General features: G+C 72.1%; 26 protein-coding genes, 1 pseudogene and 1 riboswitch. Of the genes and pseudogenes, 1 reads left to right on the plus strand and 26 read right to left on the minus strand.

All coding sequences use genetic code 11. The features are described 5' to 3' along the window. Position 1 precedes the first annotated feature (1 nt). The 9 genes from ACFZCF_RS05760 to rpsB all read right to left on the minus strand — a co-directional run bounded on the left by ACFZCF_RS05760 (position 2) and on the right by rpsB (position 9,923). Complete coding sequence (locus ACFZCF_RS05760) at positions 2 to 1,018, minus strand: ATP-binding cassette domain-containing protein (RefSeq protein ID WP_391284905.1); 1,017 nt, start codon at positions 1,016 to 1,018, stop codon at positions 2 to 4. Next, positions 1,018 to 2,631, minus strand: coding sequence for an ABC transporter permease subunit (locus ACFZCF_RS05765; RefSeq protein WP_391285959.1), 1,614 nt, complete (start codon positions 2,629 to 2,631; stop codon positions 1,018 to 1,020). Before ACFZCF_RS05765 ends, ACFZCF_RS05760 begins: the two co-directional genes overlap by 1 nt. Positions 2,632 to 2,669: 38 nt before the next feature. Further along, on the minus strand, positions 2,670 to 3,758 hold the full coding sequence (locus ACFZCF_RS05770) for a thiamine ABC transporter substrate-binding protein (RefSeq protein ID WP_391284907.1): 1,089 nt from the start codon (positions 3,756 to 3,758) through the stop codon (positions 2,670 to 2,672). Between the two features lie 80 nt (positions 3,759 to 3,838). Continuing rightward, a riboswitch (TPP riboswitch) is annotated at positions 3,839 to 3,948 on the minus strand. A 29-nt stretch (positions 3,949 to 3,977) separates the two neighbouring features. After that, the gene (gene rlmN / locus ACFZCF_RS05775) at positions 3,978 to 5,090 is read right to left on the minus strand and encodes a 23S rRNA (adenine(2503)-C(2))-methyltransferase RlmN (RefSeq protein ID WP_388435737.1); all 1,113 of its coding nucleotides are present in this window, start codon (positions 5,088 to 5,090) and stop codon (positions 3,978 to 3,980) included. Between the two features lie 321 nt (positions 5,091 to 5,411). Next, positions 5,412 to 6,521: a phosphatidate cytidylyltransferase gene (locus ACFZCF_RS05780; RefSeq protein WP_388435740.1), complete on the minus strand. Its 1,110-nt coding sequence runs from the start codon at positions 6,519 to 6,521 to the stop codon at positions 5,412 to 5,414. Continuing rightward, positions 6,521 to 7,078 (minus strand): ribosome recycling factor, encoded by a 558-nt coding sequence (frr, locus tag ACFZCF_RS05785; RefSeq protein WP_388435743.1) that lies wholly within the window; start codon positions 7,076 to 7,078, stop codon positions 6,521 to 6,523. Before frr ends, ACFZCF_RS05780 begins: the two co-directional genes overlap by 1 nt. A 50-nt stretch (positions 7,079 to 7,128) precedes the next feature. Next, positions 7,129 to 7,896, minus strand: a complete 768-nt coding sequence (gene pyrH, locus ACFZCF_RS05790; protein ID WP_388435745.1) for a UMP kinase — start codon at positions 7,894 to 7,896, stop codon at positions 7,129 to 7,131. 170 nt (positions 7,897 to 8,066) lie between these two features. Then, positions 8,067 to 8,903 carry a translation elongation factor Ts gene (tsf, locus tag ACFZCF_RS05795; protein ID WP_031008633.1) on the minus strand — a complete coding sequence of 279 codons (837 nt, stop codon included), beginning with the start codon at positions 8,901 to 8,903 and terminating at the stop codon, positions 8,067 to 8,069. Between the two features lie 111 nt (positions 8,904 to 9,014). Further along, positions 9,015 to 9,923, minus strand: coding sequence for a 30S ribosomal protein S2 (gene rpsB, locus ACFZCF_RS05800; RefSeq protein ID WP_391284911.1), 909 nt, complete (start codon positions 9,921 to 9,923; stop codon positions 9,015 to 9,017). A gap of 257 nt (positions 9,924 to 10,180) precedes the next feature. Between rpsB and ACFZCF_RS05805 the strand changes: the two genes are divergently transcribed. Beyond that, positions 10,181 to 10,642, plus strand: a complete 462-nt coding sequence (locus ACFZCF_RS05805; protein ID WP_388435751.1) for a M23 family metallopeptidase — start codon at positions 10,181 to 10,183, stop codon at positions 10,640 to 10,642. 85 nt (positions 10,643 to 10,727) lie between these two features. On the opposite strand, the gene ACFZCF_RS05810 is transcribed toward ACFZCF_RS05805, so the two are convergent. The 17 genes and pseudogenes from ACFZCF_RS05810 to ACFZCF_RS05890 form a co-directional block, all read right to left on the minus strand. Beyond that, positions 10,728 to 11,294, minus strand: a complete 567-nt coding sequence (locus ACFZCF_RS05810; protein WP_391285961.1) for a TetR family transcriptional regulator — start codon at positions 11,292 to 11,294, stop codon at positions 10,728 to 10,730. 53 nt (positions 11,295 to 11,347) lie between these two features. After that, positions 11,348 to 12,184 (minus strand): RNA polymerase sigma factor WhiG, encoded by an 837-nt coding sequence (whiG, locus tag ACFZCF_RS05815; protein ID WP_169094468.1) that lies wholly within the window; start codon positions 12,182 to 12,184, stop codon positions 11,348 to 11,350. Positions 12,185 to 12,423: 239 nt separating this feature from the next. After that, positions 12,424 to 13,584: a DNA-processing protein DprA gene (gene dprA, locus ACFZCF_RS05820; RefSeq protein WP_391284913.1), complete on the minus strand. Its 1,161-nt coding sequence runs from the start codon at positions 13,582 to 13,584 to the stop codon at positions 12,424 to 12,426. Beyond that, positions 13,581 to 15,194 carry a YifB family Mg chelatase-like AAA ATPase gene (locus tag ACFZCF_RS05825; protein ID WP_388435758.1) on the minus strand — a complete coding sequence of 538 codons (1,614 nt, stop codon included), beginning with the start codon at positions 15,192 to 15,194 and terminating at the stop codon, positions 13,581 to 13,583. Before ACFZCF_RS05825 ends, dprA begins: the two co-directional genes overlap by 4 nt. 1 nt (position 15,195) lies before the next feature. Further along, positions 15,196 to 15,561 (minus strand): YraN family protein, encoded by a 366-nt coding sequence (locus tag ACFZCF_RS05830; RefSeq protein WP_391284914.1) that lies wholly within the window; start codon positions 15,559 to 15,561, stop codon positions 15,196 to 15,198. Positions 15,562 to 15,675: 114 nt separating this feature from the next. Beyond that, the gene (locus ACFZCF_RS05835; protein WP_005311352.1) at positions 15,676 to 15,984 is read right to left on the minus strand and encodes a DUF2469 domain-containing protein; all 309 of its coding nucleotides are present in this window, start codon (positions 15,982 to 15,984) and stop codon (positions 15,676 to 15,678) included. A 29-nt stretch (positions 15,985 to 16,013) separates the two neighbouring features. Further along, on the minus strand, positions 16,014 to 16,685 hold the full coding sequence (locus tag ACFZCF_RS05840; RefSeq protein ID WP_391284916.1) for an NUDIX domain-containing protein: 672 nt from the start codon (positions 16,683 to 16,685) through the stop codon (positions 16,014 to 16,016). After that, positions 16,682 to 17,437, minus strand: coding sequence for a signal peptidase I (gene lepB, locus ACFZCF_RS05845; protein WP_391284918.1), 756 nt, complete (start codon positions 17,435 to 17,437; stop codon positions 16,682 to 16,684). The genes ACFZCF_RS05840 and lepB (ACFZCF_RS05845) overlap by 4 nt, the downstream gene beginning before the upstream one ends. A gap of 53 nt (positions 17,438 to 17,490) precedes the next feature. After that, positions 17,491 to 18,441 carry a signal peptidase I gene (gene lepB, locus ACFZCF_RS05850; RefSeq protein ID WP_388435767.1) on the minus strand — a complete coding sequence of 317 codons (951 nt, stop codon included), beginning with the start codon at positions 18,439 to 18,441 and terminating at the stop codon, positions 17,491 to 17,493. Next, positions 18,377 to 19,390 (minus strand): signal peptidase I, encoded by a 1,014-nt coding sequence (gene lepB / locus ACFZCF_RS05855; protein ID WP_388435770.1) that lies wholly within the window; start codon positions 19,388 to 19,390, stop codon positions 18,377 to 18,379. Before lepB (ACFZCF_RS05855) ends, lepB (ACFZCF_RS05850) begins: the two co-directional genes overlap by 65 nt. A gap of 211 nt (positions 19,391 to 19,601) precedes the next feature. Then, a pseudogene (gene lepB, locus ACFZCF_RS05860) lies at positions 19,602 to 20,375 on the minus strand (signal peptidase I); the annotation flags it as partial. A 69-nt stretch (positions 20,376 to 20,444) separates the two neighbouring features. Next, a complete protein-coding gene (gene rplS / locus ACFZCF_RS05865) occupies positions 20,445 to 20,795 on the minus strand; it encodes a 50S ribosomal protein L19 (protein ID WP_388435776.1) in 351 nt (116 codons plus the stop codon). Between the two features lie 128 nt (positions 20,796 to 20,923). Continuing rightward, entirely contained in the window at positions 20,924 to 21,745 is an 822-nt protein-coding gene (gene trmD / locus ACFZCF_RS05870) for a tRNA (guanosine(37)-N1)-methyltransferase TrmD (RefSeq protein WP_388435779.1), read from the minus strand. Further along, entirely contained in the window at positions 21,742 to 22,395 is a 654-nt protein-coding gene (gene rimM, locus ACFZCF_RS05875) for a ribosome maturation factor RimM (RefSeq protein WP_391284922.1), read from the minus strand. The genes trmD and rimM overlap by 4 nt, the downstream gene beginning before the upstream one ends. Before the next feature lie 77 nt (positions 22,396 to 22,472). Then, positions 22,473 to 22,712, minus strand: coding sequence for an RNA-binding protein (locus ACFZCF_RS05880; protein WP_005311361.1), 240 nt, complete (start codon positions 22,710 to 22,712; stop codon positions 22,473 to 22,475). A gap of 2 nt (positions 22,713 to 22,714) precedes the next feature. Further along, positions 22,715 to 23,146 (minus strand): 30S ribosomal protein S16, encoded by a 432-nt coding sequence (gene rpsP, locus ACFZCF_RS05885; protein ID WP_030496986.1) that lies wholly within the window; start codon positions 23,144 to 23,146, stop codon positions 22,715 to 22,717. A gap of 169 nt (positions 23,147 to 23,315) precedes the next feature. Next, entirely contained in the window at positions 23,316 to 23,909 is a 594-nt protein-coding gene (locus ACFZCF_RS05890; RefSeq protein WP_388435787.1) for a hypothetical protein, read from the minus strand. Positions 23,910 to 24,084: the final 175 nt, after the last annotated feature.

Raw genomic sequence — 24,084 nt, forward strand, 5'->3', positions numbered from 1 at the left:
GTCAGGAACCGTCCAGCACCACGACCTCCTCGGCCCCGAAGGTCACCGTCACCTCCGCGCCCACCTCCGGCACCTCCCGCAGCGGGAGTTCGGCCTCCAGCGGGGGGCCGTCGGCCGGGCGCAGGCCGACCGTGACGTGGTGGCCCCGGAAGGTCCGGGACTCGACCCGGCAGGCGAGGCCCTCGTCCGTGAGGAGCACGCCCGCCGGGCGGACCAGCAGCGTCCGCTCGCCCTGGGGGGAACCCTCCGGGACCGGGATCCGGCCCCACGGGGTGTCCGCGACGGCCCCGGACACCGTCGCCGGGACGACGTTCTCGAAACCGAGGAAGCGGGCGACGAACTCCGTGCCGGGACGCCGCCACACGTCCACCGGCGTGCCCGACCGGACGATCCGCCCGTCCCGCATGACCACCACCCGGTCCGCGAGCGCGAACGCCTCGCCCTGGTCGTGGGTGACGGCGAGGACCGTCGTGCCGAGCCGCCCGAAGAGCGCCCGCAGCTCCACCACGAGCCGCTCCCGCAGCCCCCTGTCGAGCTGCCCCAGCGGTTCGTCGAGCATCAGCAGCCGGGGCCTCGGCGCCAGCGCCCTCGCCAGCGCCACCCGCTGCTGCTCGCCGCCGGAGAGCGCCGCCACCGACCGCCGGCCGGCGCCCGGCAGCCCGACGAGGTCGAGCAGCTCCTCGACCCGCGCCGTCCGCTCCTCCTTCGGCACTCCGTGCATCCGGAGCCCGAACGCCACGTTCCCCGCGACGTCCCGCTGCGGGAAGAGCTGGTGGTCCTGGAACATCAGGCCCACCCCCCGCCGGTGCGTCGGCACCCCCGCCTGGTCCGCGCCGCCCAGCAGCACCCGGCCCCCGTCCAGCGCCCGGAGCCCGGCGACGGCCCGCAGCAGCGTCGACTTGCCGGACCCGCTCGGCCCGAGGACGCACACGATCTCGTGGTCGGCGACCTCCAGGTCCACCGCGTCGAGGACCGCCCGGGCCCCGAACCGTACCGTCGCTCCGTCAAGGGTCAGCATCAGAACTCCCCGGTGGTCCGGTCGGTCCGCAGCCGTTCGAGCAGCAGCAGGGAGACCGCGCACACCACCATCAGAATCGTCGACAGGGCCATCGCCTGCCCGTAGTTGAGCTCGCCCGGCCGGCCCAGCAGCCGCGCCACCGCGACCGGCAGCGTCGGGTTGTCGGGCCGCGCGATGAAGACGGTCGCCCCGAACTCGCCGAGCGACACGGCGAAGGCGAACCCGGCCGCGATCAGCAGCGCCCGCCGCACCAGCGGCAGGTCCACCTCCCGCCAGGCCCGCCACGGCGAGGCCCCGAGCACCGCCGCCGCCTCCCGCAGCCGCTGGTCCACCGCCCGCAGCACCGGCAGCATCGTGCGGACCACGAACGGCACGCCGACCAGCGCCTGTGCGAGCGGGACGAGGATCCAGCCGGCCCGCAGGTCGAACGGCGGCTCGTCCAGCGTGATGAGGAACCCGAAGCCGACGGTCACCGCCGACACCCCGAGCGGCAGCATCAGCAGCGCGTCGAAGCCCCGCACGAGCCGTCCCGCCCGCCTCGTGAGCGCCGCCGCCGCGAGCCCGCCGATCACCACCGCGATCGCGGTGGCCGCGACGGCGTACCGCAGCGAGTTCCCGACCGCCTCCAGCGGCGGCACCAGGAACGTCCCGGCCTCGTCGAGCGAGCCGAGCGCCCGGTAGTAGCGGAGCCCGTACCCCTCCGGCGTCGCGAAGGAACGCTCCACCAGCACCCCGAGCGGCAGCAGGATCAGCACCGCCACCGAGGCCAGCACCCCGCCGAGCAGCGCCCACTGCCCCACGCCGCGCGGCCGGCGCGCGGTCGTCTCCGGGGACACCAGCCGCAGCGCGGTCTCCCGGCGCCGCACCGTCCGGGCGTGCACGGCGAGGATCACGCCGACCGCCACGAACTGCACGAGCGTCAGCACGGCCGCCGTCCGCAGGTCCAGCAGCCGGGCCGTCTGCCGGTAGATCTCCGCCTCCAGCGTCGTGTACGCGTCCCCGCCGAGGATCTGCACGACGCCGAAGGACGTGAACGTGAAGAGGAAGACCATGAGGGCGGCCGCCGACACCGCCGGCACCAGCGCCGGCAGCGTCACCGACCGCCACGCCGTCCACCGGGACGCGCCGAGCACCCGGGCCGCCTCCTCCTGGCGCGGGTCGAGCTGGGCCCACAGCCCGCCGACGGTCCGGACGACGACCGCGTAGTTGAAGAAGACGTGGGCGAGGAGGATCGCCCACACCGTGGTGTCGAGCCGCAGCCCCCACAGCACGTCGGTGAACCCGCCCCGGCCCACCAGGGCCAGGAACGCCGTGCCGACGAGGACCGTGGGCAGCACGAACGGCACGGTGACGACGGCCCGCAGCACGCCCTTCCCGGGGAAGTCGAAGCGGGCGAAGACGTACGCGCCCGGCAGCGCCACGAGCAGCGTGAGCCCGGTGGAGGCGGCCGCCTGCCAGACGGTGAAGCCCAGCACGTCGAGGATGTCCGAGCGGCCCAGGGTCGCCCCGATCGCCCCGAGGTCCCAGGCGCCGTCGGGCCGCAGCCCGCGCTCGACGATCGACACGACGGGCCAGGCGAAGAAGACCGCGAAGAACGCGACGGGCAGGGCCATCAGCCCCAGCCGCGCCGCGCTCCCCCTCGGGTCGCGGCTCACTTGCGGACGAGCGACGACCACTGCCGGATCCACGCCTCGCGCTGCGCGGCGATCTTCTCCGGCGCCACCGTCTCCGGCTTCTCGATCACCACGCCGTGCTTCGTGAACAGCTCCGGCAGGGCCGCGTCCTTCGCGACCGGGTTCACGAACATCTGGAGCGGCATGTCGTCCTGGAACCTCTTCGAGATCAGGAAGTCGATCAGCGCCTTGCCGCCCTCGGGGTTCTTCGCCCCGTCCAGCAGGCCGGCGAACTCGATCTGCCGGAAGCAGGTGCCGGTGGACACCCCGGTGGGCGCCTCCTTCGGCTGCGGCTCGGCGTACAGCACCTCGACGGGCGGGCTGGAGGCGTAGGAGACGACCAGCGGACGGTCGCCCTTGGCCTCCTTGCCGCCGGCCGAGCCGGAGAACTCCTGGTTGTAGGCGAGCTCCCAGCTGTCGACGGTCTTCACGCCGTTCGCCTTCAGCTTCGACCAGTACTCCTGCCAGCCGGAGTCGCCGTACTTCGCGACCGTGCCGAGGAGGAAGCCGAGGCCCGGGGACGAACGCTCCGGGTTCTCGACCACGAGCAGGTCCTTGTACTCCGGCTTCACCAGGTCGTCGAAGGACTGCGGCGGCGCCAGCTTCTTGTCCGCGAAGTACTTCTTGTCGTAGTTCACGCAGATGTCGCCGGTGTCGATCGGCGTGACCCGCTTGTCGAGCTTGAAGGTGTCCGGGATCCGTTCGGCGCCCTTCGCCTCGTACGGCACGAAGATGCCGTTGTCGACGGCGCGGGACAGCAGGGTGTTGTCGACGCCGAAGAAGACGTCGCCCTGCGGGGAGCCCTTGGTGAGGATCTCCTTGTTGACGGCCTCGCCCGCGTCACCGGCCTTCAGCACCTTCACGGTGAAGCCGGACCGCTTCGTGAACTCGGCCAGCACCTCCTTGGAGGCGTTGAAGGAGTCGTGGCTGACGAGCGTCACGGTCTTCGGCGCGGGCTCCCCGCTCTTCCCCGCGGCGTCGCGGGCGGACTCGGTGGAGCAGGCGGCCAGGCCCGTGACGCCGAGCGCCGCGGCCAGCGCCGCGACGGCGGCCTTCTTGGTGTGCATGTGTGGTCCTCCTGGGTGGGACCAGGAAGAGACGCGGCCCTGCCCGCGACCGGGGACCGGACGCGGGCAGGGCGCAACAGCTCGAGGTACGACCGAACTTCCTACCCAGAATGACCTGGGCGAGGTTCAGAGGGTCTGCGGTCTACGGTTACCGCACTCTCAGCGCTGTGGCGCTCCCCTGTCGGAATATGCAGGTGTGTTCGAGCACAGGGTACAAGGTCAGCGCTCGGACGCGGCGAGCTGTCCACAGGCGCCGTCGATCTCCTGGCCACGGGTGTCCCGGACGGTCACCGGCACGCCGTGCCGGGCGATGGCCTCGACGAAGGCCTTCTCGTCCTCCGGCCGGGAGGCGGTCCACTTCGAGCCCGGCGTCGGGTTCAGCGGGATCAGGTTGACGTGCACCCGCTTGCCCTTGAGCAGCTTGCCCAGCAGGTCACCGCGCCACGCCTGGTCGTTGATGTCCCGGATGAGGGCGTACTCGATGGAGACCCGGCGGCCGGACTTCTCGGCGTACTCCCACGCCGCGTCCAGTACCTCCCGCACCTTCCAGCGGGTGTTCACCGGCACCAGCGTGTCCCGCAGCTCGTCGTCGGGGGCGTGCAGCGAGACCGCGAGGCGGCACTTGAAGCCCTCGTCGGCGAAGCGCAGCATGGCCGGCACCAGGCCCACGGTCGACACGGTGATGCCGCGCTGCGACAGGCCGAGGCCGTCGGGCTCGGGGTCGGTCAGCCGGCGGATCGCGCCGACGACCCGCTTGTAGTTGGCGAGCGGCTCGCCCATTCCCATGAAGACGATGTTCGACAGTCGCGCGGGACCGCCGGGCACCTCGCCGTCGCGCAGCGCGCGCATGCCGTCGACGATCTGGTGCACGATCTCGGCGGTCGACAGGTTCCGGTCGAGACCGGCCTGCCCGGTCGCGCAGAACGGGCAGTTCATGCCGCAGCCGGCCTGCGAGGAGATGCACATCGTCACCCGGTCCGGGTAGCGCATCAGCACCGACTCCACGAGCGTGCCGTCGTGCAGCCGCCACAGGGTCTTGCGGGTGGTGTCGTCGTCGCACGAGATGTGCCGCACCACCGACATCAGGTCGGGCAGCAGCTCCCCGGCCAGCTTCTCCCGCGAGGCGGCCGGGATGTCGGTCCACTCGGCGGGGTCGTGCGCGTACCGCGCGAAGTAGTGCGTCGACAGCTGCTTGGCGCGGAAGGGCTTCTCGCCGATCGCGGCGACGGCCTCCTTCCGCTCGGCGGGCGTGAGGTCGGCGAGGTGCCGCGGCGGCTTCTTGGCTCCGCGCGGGGCGACGAATGTGAGTTCTCCGGGCAGCGGACGGGCCACGACGGCGTCTCTCCTCAAACAGGAACGAGGTCGGACGTCCCGCGTCGGCGGGGAGTGCGGCAGGGCGATGCCGGGCGACCTCACTGGACCGTCCCCGCGGTGGCGAGGACGACGAAGGGCCCGGACCACAGGTCCGAGCCCTTCCAGAGTACCCGCTGTCCGTCAACCCGTTCCGACGAAGAGCGCGAGCAGCAACCACACCACCGGCGCCGTCGGCAGCAGCGAGTCCAGCCGGTCCATGCTGTGTCCACGTGCGGCTCCGCCGCGAGGCGCCGTGCCCGGGCGGCAGACCCTGACGAACAGGACCCACCACCCGACCGGTCAACCCGTCCCGACGAACAACGCCAGCAGCAGCCACACCACCGGCGCCGTCGGCAGCAGCGAGTCCAGCCGGTCCATGATGCCGCCGTGCCCGGGGAGCAGCGTCCCCATGTCCTTGATGCCGAGGTCCCGCTTGATCATCGACTCGCCGAGGTCGCCGAGCGTCGCGCTCGCCGCGACCGCGAGGCCGAGGAGCAGGCCCTGCCACCAGGTGCCGTCGTCGATGAGGAACTGCATGCACAGCGCGCCGGCCGCCATCGCGAAGGCCACCGCGCCGAAGAGTCCCTCGCGGGTCTTGCCGGGGCTGATCCGCGGCGCCAGCTTGTGCTTGCCGAAGCGCCAGCCCACCGCGTACGCCCCGGTGTCGCTGACCACGGTGAGCAGCAGGAAGGTCAGTACCCGCCACGGTCCGTCGTCGGCGGTCAGCAGCATCGCCACGAAGGTCGCCAGGAACGGCACGTAGAACGCGGCGAAGACGCCCGCCGTGACGTCCTTCAGGTACCCCTCGGGGGGTTCCGTCATCCGCCAGACGAGCACCGCGAGCGCCGTGAGGGCCATCGCGACCCAGGCGCCCTCGGGGCCCCGCACGTACCCGGCGACGACCATCGCGGCGCCGCCGACCGCGAGCGGCACCAGCGGCGCCTTGATCGCCTTGCGCTCCTGGAGCCGCGAGGTCAGCTCCCAGAGCCCCACGACCACGGCCACCGCGATGACGCCCACGAAGGCCGGCTTCCAGATGAACAGCGAGGCGATGATGACCGCCCCGAGACCGACGCCGACCCCTATGGCCGCGCCCAGGTCCCGGCCCGCGCTCTTCTTCTGCCGGGGCCCGGGGGCCGCCGACGGCGGAGGAGGCGGGACGGGGCTGGGCATGGGCTCCTGCGGGTGCTCGTGCGGGGTCTCGTCACGGAACAGGGGACCGCCCGGGTGGGCGGCCCCCCGTCCGTGTCCGTCCTGGAAACCGCCGGCGGGTACGTCGGGCACGATGGGCATGGGGCGAGTCTGCGCCGCCCGGTGCCGATCGTGGGCGGGACCCGCCGGGGCAGGCCCCTGGTCGGGTCCGCCGAGACCTGAACCGGCCGCCGGCGCCCCCCAGGATGAGTCGTTCATCAGACCTCGAGGAGCTCGGCTTCCTTGTGCTTCAGCAGCTCGTCCACCTGCGCCACGTACTTCGCGGTGGTGTCGTCGAGCTCCTTCTCCGCACGGCGGCCCTCGTCCTCGCCGACCTCGCCGTCCTTGACGAGCTTGTCGATGGTCTCCTTGGCCTTGCGGCGCACGGAGCGGATCGAGATCTTGGAGTCCTCGGCCTTGCCCTTGGCGACCTTGATGTAGTCGCGGCGGCGCTCCTCGGTCAGCTCCGGGAAGACCACCCGGATGATGTTGCCGTCGTTGCTCGGGTTGACGCCGAGGTCCGAGTCGCGGATGGCCTGCTCGATGTTGCGCAGCGCGCTCTTGTCGAACGGGGTCACCACGGCCATGCGCGGCTCCGGCACCGAGAACGACGCCAGCTGGTTGATAGGGGTGACGGCCCCGTAGTAGTCGGCCACGATCTTGTTGAACATCGCCGGGTGCGCACGGCCGGTGCGGATCGCGGCGAAGTCCTCCTTGGCGACCACGACCGCCTTCTCCATCTTCTCCTCGGCCTCGAGGAGGGTCTCTTCGATCACCACATGCTCCTGCGTGTCGTCGCGTTGTGTCGGTTGAGGGCGGGCCTGGGTCAGGCCCGGGTGCCCTGGTCGCTCACGAGTGTGCCGATCTTCTCACCCGTGACGGCGCGCGCGATATTGCCTGCGGCGAGCAGTTCGAAGACGAGGATCGGGAGCTTGTTGTCGCGGCACAGGGTGATGGCGGTGGCGTCGGCGACCTTGAGGTCGCGGGTGATGACCTCGCTGTACTCCAGGGCGTCGAACTTGACCGCGGCGGGGTTGGTCCTGGGGTCGGAGTCGTAGACGCCGTCCACGCCGTTCTTGCCCATGAGGAGGGCCTCGGCGTCGATCTCCAGGGCCCGCTGGGCGGCGGTCGTGTCGGTGGAGAAGTACGGCATGCCCATGCCGGCGCCGAAGATGACCACGCGGCCCTTCTCCAGGTGGCGCACGGCGCGCAGCGGGATGTACGGCTCCGCGACCTGGCCCATGGTGATGGCGGTCTGGACGCGGGAGTCGATGCCCTCCTTCTCCAGGAAGTCCTGGAGGGCGAGGCAGTTCATCACGGTGCCGAGCATGCCCATGTAGTCGGAGCGGGCGCGGTCCATGCCGCGCTGCTGAAGCTCGGCGCCGCGGAAGAAGTTGCCGCCGCCGATGACGATGGCGATCTGGGCGCCGTCGCGGACCACGGCCGCGATCTCACGCGCGATGGCGTGCACGACGTCGGGGTCGACACCGAGACCGGTACCGCCGGAGAAGGCCTCCCCGGAGAGCTTCAGCATGTAGCGGCCGAGCTTCTTGCCGCTGTTGTCGTCGTGGCCCTGTTCGGCGCCCTGATTCATGGAGATCTCCTCGTACACATACGAAGAAGGCCATTGCCTTGGGTCCTCGTGGGTTTCCCGTACGGCAATGGCCTCCTCGTCACATCTGCGGTCGTCCCGCCCGGGGCGGGACGACTGTCTCAGACCCTACCCGGGTCCGGTGTCCGTCGCGTTCGCGAGGACGGACGGACTCAGATGCCGACCTTGATGCGGGTGAAGCGCTTCAGGGTGACACCGGCCTCGTCCAGGATCTGCTGGACGGACTTCTTGTTGTCCAGGGCGTACGGCTGGCCGAGCAGCGTGGCGTCCTTGAAGAAGCCGTTGACGCGACCCTCGACGATCTTGGCGATCGCGGCCTCGGGCTTGCCCTCGGCGCGGGTGGTCTCCTCGGCGATGCGACGCTCGGACTCGACGACCTCGGCCGGGACGTCCTCACGGGTGAGGTACTTCGGCGCGAAGGCGGCGATGTGCTGCGCGACACCCTTGGCGACCTCGGCGTTCTCCTTGTCGAACTCGACGAGGACACCGATCTGCGGCGGGAGGTCGGGCATGGTGCGGTGCATGTACGCGGAGACGTAACCGTCGGCGTAGGCGGCGAAGCGGTCGAGGACGATCTTCTCGCCGAGGTTGGCGTTGGCCTCGTCCACGAAGGCCTGCACGGTCTTGCCGGCCTCGATCTCGGAGGCGAGCAGGGCCTCGATGTCGGCCGGCTTGGTGGCGGCGACGTGGGCGGCGAGGGCGTCGGCGACGGCGAGGAACTTGTCGCCCTTGGCGACGAAGTCCGTCTCGCACTTCAGCTCGACGAGGACGCCGGAGGTGTTGTCGTCGGCGATGAGGGAGACGACGGCGCCGTTCTCGGCGGAGCGGCCCTCGCGCTTGGCGACACCCTTCTGGCCCTTGATGCGCAGGGCCTCTACGGCCTTGTCGACATCGCCGTCGGCCTCCTCGAGGGCCTTCTTGCAGTCCATCATGCCGGCGCCGGTGAGCTCACGGAGCTTCTTGACGTCAGCGGCGGTGTAGTTCGCCATGAGTCTGTTTCTCTCTCGAAGTCAGAAAGATCTACGAAGATCTACGGCGGGACGGCGGGGGCTTCCTGAGCCCCCGCCGTCACCTCCGCGGTGTTCCGGGGTGCGGAAGGATCAGGCCTGCTCGGCGGCCGGAGCCTCGGCCTCGGCCTCGGCCTCGGCGGCCGGGGTCTCGACCTGGGCCTCGGCCTCGACGGCCTTCTCGGTCTCGGCGGAGGACTGGACCTCGGCGGCCTCGTCCTTCTTCTCGCCCTCGAGCAGGTCGCGCTCCCACTCGGCGAGCGGCTCGCCGGCGGCCTTCTCGCCCGGCTTCGAGTCACCGGTGGCGGCACCGGAGCGGGCGATGAGGCCCTCGGCGACGGCGTCGGCGATCACACGGGTGAGCAGGGTGACGGAGCGGATCGCGTCGTCGTTGCCCGGGATCTTGTAGTCGACCTCGTCGGGGTCGCAGTTGGTGTCGAGGATCGCGACGACCGGGATGTTGAGCTTGCGAGCCTCGCCGACGGCGATGTGCTCCTTCTTGGTGTCGACGATCCAGACGGCGCTCGGCACCTTCTGCATCTCGCGGATACCACCGAGGGTCTTCTCCAGCTTGGCCTTCTCGCGCGAGAGGACCAGGAGCTCCTTCTTGGTGAGACCCGAGGCCGCGACGTCCTCGAAGTCGATCTGCTCGAGCTCCTTGAGGCGCTGCAGACGCTTGTAGACGGTGGAGAAGTTGGTGAGCATGCCGCCCAGCCAGCGCTGGTTGACGTAGGGCATGCCGACGCGCGTCGCCTGCTCGGCGATGGCCTCCTGGGCCTGCTTCTTCGTACCGACGAACATCACGGAGCCACCGTGCGCGACGGTCTCCTTGACGAACTCGAAGGCGCGGTCGATGTACGACAGCGACTGGAGCAGGTCGATGATGTAGATGCCGTTGCGCTCGGTGAAGATGAAACGCTTCATCTTCGGGTTCCAGCGACGGGTCTGGTGACCGAAGTGGACGCCGCTCTCCAGCAGCTCCCGCATCGTGACGACGGCCATGGCCGTATCTCCTTGAGTTTCTCGGTTGTGTTCCTGACGCCCCGACGCGCCGTGCCACGAAGGACCGAAAGGCGCTGCCACCGTGCTCTCGGAGACGAGTGGCGGGGCGTGCGAAGTCGACCCGGTGACCCGGGTCGCCATAGGAAGTGTACGGGACCCCGGGAGCGGCGGGTGACGACGCTGTCCACAGGCCGCCGTTTGTCCACAGAAAACACCCGCGGCCGTCCCGCGCCGCCCCGCCGGGACACGCTCTCCCCATGCAGCTCACCACGGTCTTCCTCGCCCTGGCCCTCCTCTGGCCGGTGGCCCCGCCCCCGCCCCCCATCCTGCGCGGCTGGCACCCGCCGCCGGGTCCCTACGCCGCCGGCCACCGCGGCGTCGACCTCGCCGCACCCCCCGGCACCCCGGTGCTCGCCCCCGCCGCCGGCACCGTCACCTTCGCCGGCCCGGTGGGCGGCCGCGGAGTCGTCACCGTCACCCTCACGGGTACCGGCACTCCCCCGCTCCGCACGACGTTCTCCCCCGTCACCCCCCTGACGACCGCCGGCACCCACGTCACCCCCGGCACCCCCATCGCCGAGACCGCCCCCGAGACCACGTCCGACACCCACTGCACGACCCCCTGCCTCCACTGGGGCCTCCTCCGCGGCGACACCTATCTGAACCCCCTCCTGCTGGCACCCCACGCGCGGTCACGCCTGCTGCCGGTCTACGACTAGGGGGCGGCGCCGGAGGTGGGGGTGGAGGGAGGGGGTGGGTGGGGCGGGGGGGGGAGGGAGGGGGGAAGGGGCGGGGCCGCCTGGTTCAGCTGTGGGGGCCGGTGACGCCGTGGAGGGCCATGGTGACGGCCGCTTCGGCGATGGCGGTGGGATCCTCGGCCGCGCCGAGTTCGATGCGGCGGACGGCGGCGTCGACGACGCCCTGGAGGAGCATGGCGCCGAGGCGGGGCTCGGGGACGCCCAGGGCGGCGAGGGCGTCGACGACCATGGCGACGAGGCCGCCGTGGGCGGCGCGGATCTTCTCGCGGGCGCCGTCGTCGAGTTCTCCGGCGGAGATGGCGACGACGGCGCGGTGGCGGCGGTCGCCGACGAGTTCCAGCTGCGTGCGGACGTAGGCGGCGACCTTGTCCGCGGGGGTGGCGGCGCCGGCCATGGCGCGTTCGACCTCGGCGGCCCAGACGGGGAAGTCGACCGCGCAGAGTTCTTCGACGACGGCGGCGCGGGAGCGGAAGTACTCGTAGACCGACGAGCGGGCGAGGCCGGTGCGCTCGGCGAGTGCGGGGAAGGTCAGCGCCTCCGTCCCGCCCTCGGACAGCAGGGAACGCGCGGCGTCCAGGAGGGCGCCGCGCTGCATGGTCCGGTGCTCGGCCACGGAGGCCGCTCGAATCCTGGGCACGGCTCCACTGTACGACCGGTGCGGCGCGGTCAGCGTCCCACGTCGGCCAGCTTGGCGCGGAGCTGCAGGACGGACTTGGTGTGGATCTGGCTGACGCGGCTCTCGGTGACGCCGAGGACGTTGCCGATCTCGGCGAGGGTCAGGCCCTCGTAGTAGTAGAGGGTGACGACGGTCTTCTCGCGCTCGGGGAGCGTGTTGATGGCGCGGGCGAGCAGCCGGCGCAGCTCGCGGTCCTCGGCGACCTCGACGGGGTTGTCGGCGGCCGTGTCCTCCAGGGTGTCCATGAGGGACAGCCGGTCGCCGCCTTCGCCGCCGACGTGCAGCAGCTCTTCGAGGGCGACGACGTTGGCGAGGGACAACTGGCTGAAGACGGCGTGGAGTTCCTCCAGCTGGATGCCGAGCTCGGCGGCGACCTCGCTCTCGCTGGGGGTGCGGCGGAGCTGGGCTTCCAGGGTGGCGTAGGCGCGCTCGACGTTGCGGGCCTTCTGGCGCACGGAGCGGGGGATCCAGTCGAGGGCGCGGAGTTCGTCGATCATCGCGCCGCGGATGCGGGTGATGGCGTAGGTCTCGAACTTGATGGCGCGTTCGACGTCGAACTTCTCGATGGCGTCGATGAGGCCGAACACCCCGGAGGAGACGAAGTCCGCCTGTTCCACGTTGGACGGCAGGCCGACGCTGACGCGTCCGGCGACGTATTTGACGAGCGGCGAGTAGTGCAGGATCAGCTGCTCCCGCAGCCGCTCGTCGCCGGTGGACTTGTAGGAGCGCCACAGCTCGTCGAGCGAGGTCGGCGCGGCCGGCCGCACGGTGCCCCGGGCGGCTGGGGGCACCGCAGCGCGGTCAGACCCGGAGGTGTGCTGGGGCATGCGTTGCCTTGAGCCGTTCTGCTGTCGGGTGCGTCGGTCTGGGTGTCCTGTGGGGAATCCTGGTGAGCGTAGCGTGAGTGTGCTGTCGCGGTGAGCGAACAGGAGGGGATGGCGCCGGTCCGGGGGGCCGTGCTCGGCCACATCTTCGAACCGGGGCCGGGGGGCGCGTCGGCCCCGCTGGGGCGGCCGAGTGGGCTCGGTGGGTCATCGGCTTCACCTTTTCACCCGATTGCGCCAGGTCAAGGATCGCCTCGCCGCGCGTTCGACCGCGGCTTGCCGGTGTTCGTCAACCTCCATCCGTCGCCGTCCCGCTCGGCGTGGCCGAGGGCGTGGAGTTCGTACAGCCGGGCGAGGGCCTCGTCGGGGGTGGTGCCGGCGCGGCGGGCGATCTCGGTGGTGGGGGCGGGCGGGTGGACGGGGAGGGCTTCGAGGACCTGGGCGGTGGCGGGGGCGAGGAGGTCGCGGGGGAGGACGGGGCCGCGTCGTGCGGGGGCGAGGTCGCCGATGGCGCCGACGAGTTCGATGATCTCGTCGGCGTCGGTGACGAGGGTGGCGCCGTCGCGGAGGAGTTCGTGGACTCCGGCGGAGAGGGCGCTGGTGACGGGGCCGGGGACGCCCATGGTGTGGCGGCCGAGTCGGGTGGCGGCGCGGGCGGTGACGAGGGAGCCGCTGCGGTGCTGGGCCTCGACGACGACGGTCCCGCGGGTGAGGGCGGCGATGACGCGGTTGCGGAGGATGAAGCGGCTCGGTGTGGGGTGGCTGCCGGGTGGGAGTTCGCCGATGAGGAGTCCTTGGCCGGCGATCCGGTCGAGGAGTTCGGTGTGGCCGCGGGGGTAGGGGGTGTCGACGCCGCTGGCGAGGACGGCGGCGGTGGCTCCGCCGGCGGCGAGTGCGCCGCGGTGGGCGGCGCCGTCGATGCCGTAGGCGCCTCCGGAGACGACGACCCAGCCGTGGCGGCTGAGTCCGGCGGCGAGGTCGGCGACGGTGTGGGCGCCGTACGGGGTGCAGGCGCGGGCGCCGACGAGGGCGACGGAGCGCAGGGCCCAGGTGCGCAGGGGGGCGGGGCCGCGGGTCCACAGGCCGAGGGGGCGGGCGTCGCCGAGGTCGTCGAGTTGGGTGGGCCAGTCGGGGTCGCCGGGGACGAGGAAGCGGCCGCCGAGCCGGTTGATGCGGTCGAGGTCGGCTTCGGGGGTGGTGGTGCGGGCGCGGTGGCGCCAGCCGGCGAGGCGGCGGGGGCCGGTGCCGGGGAGCGGGGGTTCCCGGGGGTCGCGGAGGAGGGCGAGGAGGCCGTCGGGGCCGTGGGTGCGCAGGGCGAGGCCGGCTTGTTGGTCGCCGGGCTCGACGATGCGGGTGAGGGCGGCGCGGGCGAGGCGTTCGGAGTCCGGGGGGCGGGGGTTCATGGGCGGTCTCCGGGGGTGAGGGGGACGCCTCGGGTGATGCCGGTGCGCAGTTCGAGGGCGTGGGCGAGGTCGTCGTGGTCGGGGCGGTCGTGTCCGGCGAGGTCGGCGATGGTCCAGGCGACGCGGAGGACGCGGTCGAGGCCGCGGGCGGTGAGGAGGCCGCGTTCGATGTCGCGTTCGGCGTGGGCGAGGGCGCCGGGGGCGGCGAGGTAGCGGGTGCGGAGTTCGTGGCCGGGGATCTCGCTGTTGAGGGTCCAGGGGGTGCCGGTGAGCCGGGCGGTGGCGCGGGCGCGGGCCTCGCGGACGCGGTCGGCGACGGTGGCGGTGGATTCGCCTCGGCGGCCTTGGCCCAGGAGGTCGGAGCGGGTGACGGGTTCGGCTTCGACGCGGAGGTCGACGCGGTCGAGGAGGGGGCCGGAGAGGCGGGCCTGGTAGCGGCGGATGACGGAGGGCGGGCATTCGCAGCCGGCGCCGTGGAGGGTGTGGCGGCCGCAGGGACAGGGGTTGGCGGCGAGGGTGAGGAGGAAGCGGGCGGGGAGGCGGACGACGCCCGCGGCGCGGGCGATGACGACGTGTCCGGATTCGAGGGGTTGGCGGAGGGCGTCGAGGGCTTTGGTGGAGAACTCGGGCGCTTCGTCCATGAAGAGCACGCCTCGGTGGGCGAGGGAGACGGCGCCGGGCCGGGGGATGCCGTTCCCGCCGCCGACGAGGGACTGCATGGTGGCGGAGTGGTGGGGTGCGCAGTAGGGGGCGCGGCGGACGAGGGGTTCGCCGGGCGGGAGGATGCCGGCGACGGAGTGGACGGCGGTGACTTCGAGGGATTCCTGGCGGGTGAGGGGCGGGAGGATGCCGGGGAGGCGTTCGGCGAGCATGGTCTTGCCGGCGCCGGGTGGTCCGGTGAGGAGCAGGTGGTGGCCGCCGGCGGCGGCGATCTCCAGGGCGCGGCGGGAGGTGTGCTGGCCGGCGACGTCGGCGAGGTCGGGGCCTTCGCCGGGGTCGGGGGCGAGGCCGGTGCCGATGCCGGCGCCGGGGACGAGGAGTCCGGCGAGCATGGCGTCGGGCCGGCCGAGTTCGGTGGGGTCCTCGTCGGGGACGGGTTCGTCGGCGAGGACGGCGATGAGTTGGCGGAGGGTGCGGACGCCGAGGACGGAGACGCCGGGGACGAGGGAGGCCTCGCCGGCGGTCTGTTCGGGGACGACGACCTGGTGGTAGCCGGCGTCGGCGGCGGCGAGGACGGCGGGGAGGATGCCGCGGACGGGGCGGACGCGTCCGTCGAGGCCGAGTTCGCCGATGAGGACGAGGTCGGCGATGGAGCGGGGGTCGATGCGCTCGGCCGCCCCGAGCACGGCGGCGGCGACGGCGAGGTCGAAGCCGCTGCCGCTCTTGGGTACGGAGGCGGGGCTGAGGCCGACGGTGAGTTTCTTCTGGGGCCATTCGGCGCCGGAGTTGACGATGGAGGCGCGGACGCGGTCGCGGCTCTCGCTGAGGCTCTTGTCGGGGAGGCCGACGAGGGTGAAGGCGGCGACGCCGGGTTCGAGGTCGGCCTGGACCTCGACGACGACGCCTTCGACGCCGACGAGGGCGACGGAGCAGGTGCGGGCGAAGCCCATCTCAGGCCACCCCCCGGGCGTGGGTGAGGGCGGGGGCGCCGCGGCGGGGCAGGACGATGCCGACGAGGTCGATGCGGACGCCGCCGGCGGGGGGCGGGGTGCCGGTGTGGTCGAGCCAGCAGGCGGCGAGGTGCCGGAGGCGGGCGGCCTTGTCGGGGGTGACGGCGGCCATGGGGTGTTCGAAGGTGCCGATGCGGCGGGTCTTGACCTCGCAGATGACGAGGGTGTCGCCGTCGCGGGCGACGATGTCGATCTCTCCGGCGCGGCCGGAGCGCCAGTTGCGGGCGAGGATGTGCAGGCCGGTCTGGGTGAGTCGGCGGGCCGCCAGCTCTTCTCCGTACCGTCCGAGTGCTTGGGTCGCGTTCATGGGACCACCTCCGTCACCGACTGTGACGGAGGTGGTCCTGGGTGTGTGCGGGGCTGTGGACGAGTGGGCGGTCCCGGGGAACCGCGTCACTCACACGGGTGAGACGAGCGGAGATCAGCTGCCGGGCAGTTCGAGGTCGCTCTTGTTGAGCTCCTCGATGTTGACGTCCTTGAAGGTGAGGACGCGGACCTGCTTGACGAACCTGGCCGGCCGGTACATGTCCCAGACCCAGGCGTCGGCCATGCTGACCTCGAAGAAGACCTCGCCCTGGACCGAGTGCACCTGCATCTCGTAGTCGTTGGTGAGGTAGAAGCGCCGCTCGGTCTCGATCACGTATTTGAACAGCCCGACGACATCGCGGTACTCCCGGTAGAGCTTCAGCTCCATCTCGGTCTCGTACTTCTCGAGGTCCTCGGCGCTCATGGCATGTTCCCCTTCAGCCGTGCGTCCCCCTATTGTGCGCCAGCCGGTCCGTTGCCCTGGACGATTTCCGGGGCGAGGACGACGGGCGTGCTCGGGGGTCCCTCGTCGAGCAGCGTGCGCAGCAGCCCGGCGAGCCTGATGGGGTACACGGTCTCATGTGCCGCCGACAGTTCGGCGCAGGTCCACCATCTCAGGCCGGAGAGGCTGCGCGTCTCCAGTTCGGTGAGGGCCCGGGGGCCGGGTACGGGGCCGGTGTGGCGGGTGCGGGCGAGGTAGTACCACTCGTCCTGGTCCCACTGGCGGCCGGCGAAGGGGAAGGAGCAGTGGCGCCGCCAGAGGACGGGGCCGAGTTCGACGTCGGTGAGGCCGGTCTCCTCGGCGAGCTCGCGCAGGGCGGCCTCGGCGCGGGTCTCGTCGCCCTCGACGCCGCCGCCGGGGGTGAACCACCAGGCGTCGCCGGGGTCGTCGGGTTCGTGTCCGTGCAGGAGCAGGACGCGGTCGTCGGGGTCGAGCAGGATCACCCGCGCGACCTGCCGCACTTCCCGCCCGGCCTCGCCCGTACCGCCGCCCCCGCCTCCGGGCCCGGCCTCGACGGAGCCACCACCGACCCCCTTGCCCGCACCCGCACCCGTACCCCCGCCAACACCGGCCCCGGCCCCCGTACCCACACCGCCGTCCGCGACGCCCGCGCCCTCCGTCATGCCTTCACCTTCTCCCGGGCGGCCTTGCCGCGCCCGCGCAGCCGGTCGGTGACCGGTCCGTGGGCGGCGCCGCCCAGGATCAGGGCGGCTCCGGCGCCGATGGCGGTGAGGAGGAGGGCGACGGGGCCGGGGGTGGAGACGCCGCCGGGCAGGGCGGCGAAGGCCGCCGGGCGTTCGACGAGGCCGCCGGTGAGCGGCCAGACGACGGAGTCGACGCGGGCGACGACGGCGGAGCGGGGCACGGAGCCCTGGGCGGCGTCGTCCAGGTGGCTGCGGGAGTCGAGCGAGGTGGTGCGGTCGTCGCCGAGGAGGAAGAGGCCGTCCTCGGGGACGGTGGCGCTGAACTCGGCGGGGACGATCCCGCCGGGGCCGCCCGACTGGGCGCCCAGGTAGGACTCGTCGAGCGGGGTGCCGTTGACGGTGAGGCGGCCGTCGGCGCCGCAGCAGGCGACGGTGTCGCCGCCGACGCCGACGACCCGCTTGACCATGGTCGCGCCGCCCCACAGCGGGTCCTCGAAGACGACCACGTCGCCGCGGCGCACGTCGGCGCCGTCGACGCGCTGGGCGAGCACCTTGGAGCCGATCTCCAGGGTGGGGGCCATGGAGCCGGTGGGCACCGTGTACGGCCGGTAGAGCACGGCGCCCGCGGCGAAGCCGCCGAGGAAGAGCAGACAGCCGACGGCCACGGCCAGTCCCGACAGCACGCTGCCGAGACGGCCGCGGCCGTCGGTCTTCTTGGTCGCTGCGCTCATGTGCACCCCAGAGGTCCGTCGACGATCTGGGACGGCACCCTACCCGCGCGAAGCTACTCGGCGGTATGGCGCGTGGAGCGCTTCCTGCGTCGCCAGAGCACCAGCGGGAGCGCTCCGGCGAGGCCGGCCGCCGCCGGGGCCATGGCCGGCGCGGCGGCCGCGGCCGGGGAGAGGCCCGGCTGGTCGAAGACGTCCGGGACCGGCAGGGTCGCCCAGCGGGTGAGCGGCCAGGCGACGACCACGGCCCGGCCGACGACCTGGTCGTTGGCGATGGTGCCGCCGCCCGGGAGCTCCTGGTGGAAGCGGGAGTCGAGCGAGTTCTGCCGGTTGTCGCCCATGACCCAGATGCGGTCCTGGGGGACCTTGACGGGGCCGAAGGAGTCCTGGCAGGGCACGGAGCCGGGGTAGAGGTAGGCGGTCTCGTCGAGTTCCTTGCCGTTGAGGACGACCTTGCCGCCCTCCTTGCAGGAGACGGTGTCGCCGCCGACGGCGATGACCCGCTTGATGAGGTCCTTCTCCTCGGCGGACGGCATGAGGCCGATGAAGCTGAGGAACTTCTGGATCGCGTTCGGCTTGGGGGTCTCCGCGGTCTCCAGCCAGCCGCCCGGGTCGTGGAAGACGACGACCTCGCCGCGCTCGGGCTCGGAGCCGAACCAGGGGGTCAGTTTGTCGACGAGGACCCGGTCGCCCTTCTTCAGGGTGTTCATCATCGATTCCGAGGGAATCGAGAACGCCTGCACCAGGAAGGTCTTGATCAGCAGGGCGAGGATCAGCGCGATGCCGATGAGGAGCGGCAGTTCCTTCCAGAAGGAACGCTGCTTCCTGGGCCGCGTGCCCGTCCCCTCGACGCCGTCGGCACCGTCCGCGCCGTCGCCGTGGTCCGGCCGGTCGCCGGCCGGCGACGCGCCGCCGCCGCTGTTGTTCTCTTCCGTCACGTTCTCACCTCTGGCCCCGTCGGCCCTGTCCTCGGGCCCTTCGTGTCCGGAACGTGCGCCGACGGCCACTTCCCCCACATCCACTCCTCACTCCGTGCAACTGCCCGTCCCGGAACAGGGACAGGCCCGCCACTCCCATAACGAGCAGGAGTTCCGCAGGGGTCGGCGGCCAGGGCATTCCGTTCACGTTCCGCGTGGACACACTATGCGACATGCCGAGCGCGGTCTCGGAGGTCGTACGTCCGTCCGGCACGGCGGCGAAGGTCTCCCGCTCCTCCAGGCCGCGCCAGTGACCGAGTGGCCAGGCGATCACCACGGCGCGGCCCACGACCTGTTCCTCCGCGATGGTGCCCCGGCCCGGTTCGTCCAGGTGGTAGCGGGAGTCGGCGGAGTCGGATCGGTGGTCCCCGAGGACGAAGACGCGGCCCTCGGGGACCTTCACGTCGAAGGGGATCGTGGACGGCTTGTCGCCGGGGTTGAGGTAGGGCTCGTCCAGCGGCACGCCGTTGACGGTGATGCGGCCGTCCTCGCCGCAGCAGCGGACGGTGTCGCCGCCGACCGCGACCACCCGCTTGATGAGGTCCCGGTCGTCGGCCGAGGGCATCAGGCCGATGAAGGTCAGCGCCTGCTTGAGCTGCTTGATCCCGACGGGGTCCTCGGCGGCGGGGGCGGTGTCCTCGTGGAGCCAGCCCCCGGGGTCCTCGAAGACGACGACGTCCCCGCGCTGCGGCTTCGAGCCGAACCACGGGGTGAGCTTGTCGACCAGGACCCGGTCGTGGATCCGGATCGTCTGCTCCATGGAGCCGGACGGGATGACGAAGGCCTGGACGAGGAAGGTCTTGAGGACGAGCGCGATCAGCACGGCGACGCCGACGAGGATGGGGATCTCGCGGATCGCGGAGCGCCGCCGGCGCCGCTTGACCTTGCGGGCGAGCCTGCGGCGTTCGGCGCGACCGGGCGGCGGCGCCTGCGCCCCGTCCGGCGCGGCGCCGTCCCGGGGACGCCCGCGGCTACCCATGCCCACTCCCCCGCGCGCTCTCCGGCCCATCGCCCCGCGCCGTGCCCTGTACGTCCTCCGGCCCGCCGCTCCGGCCGGTGCCCTGTACGTCCTCCGGCGCGCCGCCGCTCCCCCGTACGTCCTCCGGCGCGCCGCCCCGGCCGGTGCTCCCCGCCTCCTCCCGGCCGTTCCCCTGCCCGCTCTCGCGTCCGGTCCCCCGCGGGCCGAAGGGGTGCCCGCCGGCGGGTGGCGCGGGTACGGAGTCGTACGCGTCGGTGTCGGGCACGGTGGTCCAGCGGGCGAAGGGCCAGACGATCCAGTCGGCGCGGCCGACGACCCGGTCGACGGGGACGACGCCGCCGCCGGGACTGCCGAGGTGGTCGCGGGAGTCGCTGGACTGACTCCGGTGGTCGCCCATCACCCAGAGGGTGTTCGGCGGGACGACGATGTCGAAGGGGACGTCGGAGGGCCGGTCGCCCGGGGTGAGGTACGGCTCCTCGACCCGGCCGCCGTTGACGGTGATGCGGCCGTCCCGGTCGCAGCAGACGACCCGGTCGCCGCCGACGCCGACGACCCGCTTCACGAAGTCGGTCTCGTCGGGCGCCGCGAGCCCGAGGGCGGCCGCCGCGTCGTGCAGCAGCCCGGTGACAGGGTTGGCCGCCGGCTCCTCCTGGACGAAGGACCCGGTGCCGTCGAAGACCACGACGTCGCCGCGGCGCGGCTCGTCGCCGAAACGGTACGCCAGCTTGTCGACCAGGATCCGGTCCCCGACCTGGAGGGTGGGTTCCATGGAGCCGCTGGGGATCAGGAACGGCTGGGCGACGAAGTGGCTGAGGAGCAGCAGGAAGAGCACACAGGCGGCTCCGACCAGCCCGGTCCTGCGCCAGGAGGGTCCGGTGGTGCCGGAAACGCGCACGGAGCGCGACCCGTCCTCCGGGGCGGGATCCGCTGGGGATTCCGCCGGGGAGGAGGGGTCGCGCTCCGTGTGCTGTGCTTCGGTGTCCATCGGGGGGTGAGCCTATCCGGCCCGCCTGTACGTGGAGCGTGAAGCCTCGCGCGAGGGGTGAGCCGGAGCTCAGTTGTCGCGCTTCTCCTTGATCTTGGCAGCCTTGCCGCGCAGCTCACGGAGGTAGTAGAGCTTGGCGCGACGGACGTCACCGCGGGTGACGAGCTCGATCTTCTCGAAGATCGGGCTGTTCACCGGGAAGGTGCGCTCGACGCCGACGGAGAAGGAGACCTTGCGGACGGTGAAGGTCTCGGAGACGCCGGAGCCCTGGCGGCGGATGACGACGCCCTTGAACTGCTGGATACGGGAGCGGTTGCCCTCGATGACGCGCACGTGGACGTTCACCGTGTCGCCGGGACGGAAGGCGGGCAGGTCGGAGCGGAGCGCAGCCGCGTTCACCTGGTCGAGCAGGGAGGCCATGGAGGTCTCTTTCCTCGCCGATGCCACAGGCCATCAGCGGTGAGGTACGAATCGATGGAGACGCCGTCCGGTCGATGGCGGGCGGCTCCCCCTGTGGCAGGGGCGCGCGCCGGACGGACGGCAGTCGCCTATTCTTCCACGCCCTCGACCCTGCGCCAAAATCGGCCGCCGGGCTCGGGGGCCCAGCCGAGGATCGAGAGGGTCTCGCGGTCCTTCTTGTCGAACGCGGCGGGGTCGCAGCGCTCGATGAGGTCGGGGCGGTTGGCGGCGGTGCGGCGGAAGGCCTCGTCGCGGCGCCAGCGGGCGATCTTGCCGTGGTGGCCGCTGACCAGCACCTCGGGGATGCCGTGGCCGCGCCACTCCGGGGGCTTGGTGTAGACGGGGCCTTCGAGGAGGTTGGCCATGGCGCCGGGGGCGAAGGAGTCGTCACGGTGCGACTCGGCGTTGCCGAGGACGCCGGGGAGCAGCCGGGCGACGGCCTCGGTGATCACCAGGACGGCGGCCTCGCCGCCGGCGAGCACGTAGTCGCCGATGGAGACCTCGTAGACGGGCATGCGGGTGGCGTACTCGTCCATGACGCGGCGGTCGATGCCCTCGTAGCGGGCCGGGGTGAAGATCAGCCAGGGCCGCTCGGAGAGCTCGACGGCGAGTGCCTGGGTGAAGGGGCGGCCGCTGGGGGTGGGGACGACGAGGACGGGGCCGTGGGCTCCGGCGTCGTAGCCGTCGGCGAGGGTCTGGTCGAGGGCCTCGCCCCAGGGCTCGGTCTTCATGACCATGCCGGGGCCGCCGCCGTACGGGGTGTCGTCGACGGTGTTGTGCCGGTCGTGGGTCCACTGCCGCAGGTCGTGCACGTGGACGTCGAGCTGTCCGCGCGCGCGTGCCTTGCCGACGAGGGAGACGTTCAGCGGTTCGAGGTACTCGGGAAAGATCGTGACGACGTCGAGCCTCATGCCTGATCGCCCTCTTCGGCGTCGGCCCTGCCGGCCCCGTCGACGTCGGCCTCGGCGTCAGCGGACACGTCGGAGGCGTCGGCCTCAGCGGATGCGGCGGACTCGTCGGACTCGGCGTCGCGGGCGGAGGCGATCTCGGCGCGGTCGTCGATGAGACCGGGCGGCGGGTCGATGACGGCCCGCTGGTTCTCCAGGTCGATCTCGGTGACGATCTGCTCGACGAAGGGGATCATCAGCTCGGTGCCGTCGGGCCGCTCGACGATGAAGAGGTCCTGCGACGGCAGGTGGGAGATCTCGGTGATGGCGCCGACGAGGGTGCCGTCGGCGAGGACCACGTCGAGGTCGACGAGCTGGTGGTCGTAGTACTCGTCCTCCTCCTCGGGGAGTTCCGCCGGGTCGACCTCGGCGATGAGGAGGGTGTTCCGGAGCGCCTCGGCGGCGTTGCGGTCGCGGACGCCCTCGAAGCGGAGCAGCAGCCGGCCGCTGTGCACCTTGCCGGACTCGATGGTCAGCGGACCGGCGGAGGCCGGGTCGGTGAGCAGGACGGCGCCGGGGGCGAGCCGCAGTTCGGGCTCGTCGGTGCGCACCTCGACGGTGACGTCGCCCTTGATGCCGTGGGCGCGGCCGATCCGCGCGACTACCAACTGCACTGGTAACTCTTCCTGTCGTACGGCAACGGGCCGGGGTGGGCGGTCTGCCCTCCCCGGCCCGTGCCGGTGTCAAACTTTCAGCGGACCTGGTCCACGTCGACGAGGTCGACGCGGATGCCACGACCGCCGATGGCGCCCACGACGGTCCGCAGCGCACGCGCGGTGCGGCCGTTGCGGCCGATCACCTTGCCGAGGTCGTCGGGGTGGACCCGGACCTCCAGCACGCGGCCGCGACGCAGGTTGCGCGAGGCCACCTGCACGTCGTCGGGGTTGTCGACGATGCCCTTCACGAGGTGCTCGAGAGCCTCCTCGAGCATGATCAGGCCTCGGTGGTGGACTCGGCCTCGGCCTCGTCCGCCTTCGCCTTCTTGGCCTTCGGGGTGATGGCCTCGCCCTTGTCCTCAGCGCCCTCGAGGGCCTTGGCGAACTCGTCGAAGGAAGCGCGCTTCTCTTCCTTGGTCGCCGGGGCGAGCAGCGGCTTCTCCGGGGCCGGCAGGCCCTTGTGCTTCTGCCAGTCGCCGGTGAGCTTCAGGATGGCGAGGACGGGCTCGGTCGGCTGGGCGCCGACGGAGAGCCAGTACTGCGCGCGCTCGGAGTCGACCTCGATACGCGACGGGTTGTACGTCGGGTGGTAGAGGCCGATCTCCTCGATCGCGCGGCCGTCACGGCGGGTGCGCGAGTCGGCGACGACGATGCGGTAGTGCGGCTGGCGAATCTTGCCGAGGCGCTTGAGCTTGATCTTGACTGCCACTGGAGTGGTGTCTCCTGGTCTTGACGTGGTTGGGCACTTGAGATGCCACGTGGGGTTGCGGTACTCGGGTGCCCGATGGACGCGTCAGCCGGAGGAGAGAGGGGTCCTGTTCGACTGTCGAGTACAGCTGTCCATTGTGCCACACGCCGCTGTGCCGCTCGCCGCCAGGTCAGCCGGCGGCGCCCACCGTCTCCGGGATCCGGAACGGCTTGCCGCAGCCTCCGCAGACGATCGGGGCCTGGGCGAGCACCGAGGGCACCACGCGCACGTTCCGCCCGCAGTCGCAGACGGCCTTGACGCGGACGCCGCCGCCCGAGGAGCCGTGCCGGGCGGCTGGTCCGCGGAAGGAGCGCTTGGTGTCGCCGGCGGTGGCGACGGTGTGGGCCTTGAGGGCCCGCTGGAGCCGCTCGATGGTGGGCCGGTACCGCCGCTTCGCCTCGGGGTTGAGCGTGACCAGGGAGAAGCCGCTGCTGGCGTGCGGCTCCTCGGGATGGTCGAGGCCCATCTCCTCGGCGATCGCGAGGAATCTGCGGTTGTGGTAGCGGCCGGCGCGGGAGGTGTCGCGGACACCCCGGGCGGCGGCGATGCCGTGGACTGCCTCGTGGAGCAGTCGCTCGAAGGAGAGCTCGGCGCCACAGGCGGACGAGGACTCTCCGATCAGGGACTCGGGCGCGGCGAGGTCCGGCAGCTCGGGGTGGTGCCGCTGAATGTCGGCCCACGCCTGCGCCAGCTCTGCGGCGAGGACAGGTGGTGTCGTGCTCACGTCGGGTACAACGAGCTGGATCCCCTCCGGGTTCCATTACGGGGCAACTCAAATATTTTGCACGTACCCGTCAGTCGGTACCCAGGCGTCCACAGCTGGTGCACAGGGCGCATACGCCCCGGCGTGCGGTCGTTCCACGCGCGCCCGGCCCTCGCGGGAGGGGACCTTACCGCGC

This window comes from Streptomyces sp. NPDC007945, from assembly GCF_042958885.1.
Lineage (GTDB): Bacteria > Actinomycetota > Actinomycetes > Streptomycetales > Streptomycetaceae > Streptomyces.

Coding starts and splice junctions, on each gene's coding strand:
- ACFZCF_RS05760 (WP_391284905.1), bottom strand. CDS start 1,018: ATGCTGACCCTTGACGGAGCGACGGTACGGTTCGGGGCCCGGGCGGTC.
- ACFZCF_RS05765 (WP_391285959.1), bottom strand. CDS start 2,631: ATGGCCCTGCCCGTCGCGTTCTTCGCGGTCTTCTTCGCCTGGCCCGTC.
- ACFZCF_RS05770 (WP_391284907.1), bottom strand. CDS start 3,758: ATGCACACCAAGAAGGCCGCCGTCGCGGCGCTGGCCGCGGCGCTCGGC.
- ACFZCF_RS05780 (WP_388435740.1), bottom strand. CDS start 6,521: ATGAACGACTCATCCTGGGGGGCGCCGGCGGCCGGTTCAGGTCTCGGC.
- pyrH (WP_388435745.1), bottom strand. CDS start 7,896: ATGAATCAGGGCGCCGAACAGGGCCACGACGACAACAGCGGCAAGAAG.
- tsf (WP_031008633.1), bottom strand. CDS start 8,903: ATGGCGAACTACACCGCCGCTGACGTCAAGAAGCTCCGTGAGCTCACC.
- rpsB (WP_391284911.1), bottom strand. CDS start 9,923: ATGGCCGTCGTCACGATGCGGGAGCTGCTGGAGAGCGGCGTCCACTTC.
- ACFZCF_RS05805 (WP_388435751.1), top strand. CDS start 10,181: ATGCAGCTCACCACGGTCTTCCTCGCCCTGGCCCTCCTCTGGCCGGTG.
- whiG (WP_169094468.1), bottom strand. CDS start 12,184: ATGCCCCAGCACACCTCCGGGTCTGACCGCGCTGCGGTGCCCCCAGCC.
- dprA (WP_391284913.1), bottom strand. CDS start 13,584: ATGAACCCCCGCCCCCCGGACTCCGAACGCCTCGCCCGCGCCGCCCTC.
- ACFZCF_RS05825 (WP_388435758.1), bottom strand. CDS start 15,194: ATGGGCTTCGCCCGCACCTGCTCCGTCGCCCTCGTCGGCGTCGAAGGC.
- ACFZCF_RS05830 (WP_391284914.1), bottom strand. CDS start 15,561: ATGAACGCGACCCAAGCACTCGGACGGTACGGAGAAGAGCTGGCGGCC.
- ACFZCF_RS05835 (WP_005311352.1), bottom strand. CDS start 15,984: ATGAGCGCCGAGGACCTCGAGAAGTACGAGACCGAGATGGAGCTGAAG.
- ACFZCF_RS05840 (WP_391284916.1), bottom strand. CDS start 16,685: ATGACGGAGGGCGCGGGCGTCGCGGACGGCGGTGTGGGTACGGGGGCC.
- lepB (WP_391284918.1), bottom strand. CDS start 17,437: ATGAGCGCAGCGACCAAGAAGACCGACGGCCGCGGCCGTCTCGGCAGC.
- lepB (WP_388435770.1), bottom strand. CDS start 19,390: ATGGGTAGCCGCGGGCGTCCCCGGGACGGCGCCGCGCCGGACGGGGCG.
- rplS (WP_388435776.1), bottom strand. CDS start 20,795: ATGGCCTCCCTGCTCGACCAGGTGAACGCGGCTGCGCTCCGCTCCGAC.
- trmD (WP_388435779.1), bottom strand. CDS start 21,745: ATGAGGCTCGACGTCGTCACGATCTTTCCCGAGTACCTCGAACCGCTG.
- ACFZCF_RS05880 (WP_005311361.1), bottom strand. CDS start 22,712: ATGCTCGAGGAGGCTCTCGAGCACCTCGTGAAGGGCATCGTCGACAAC.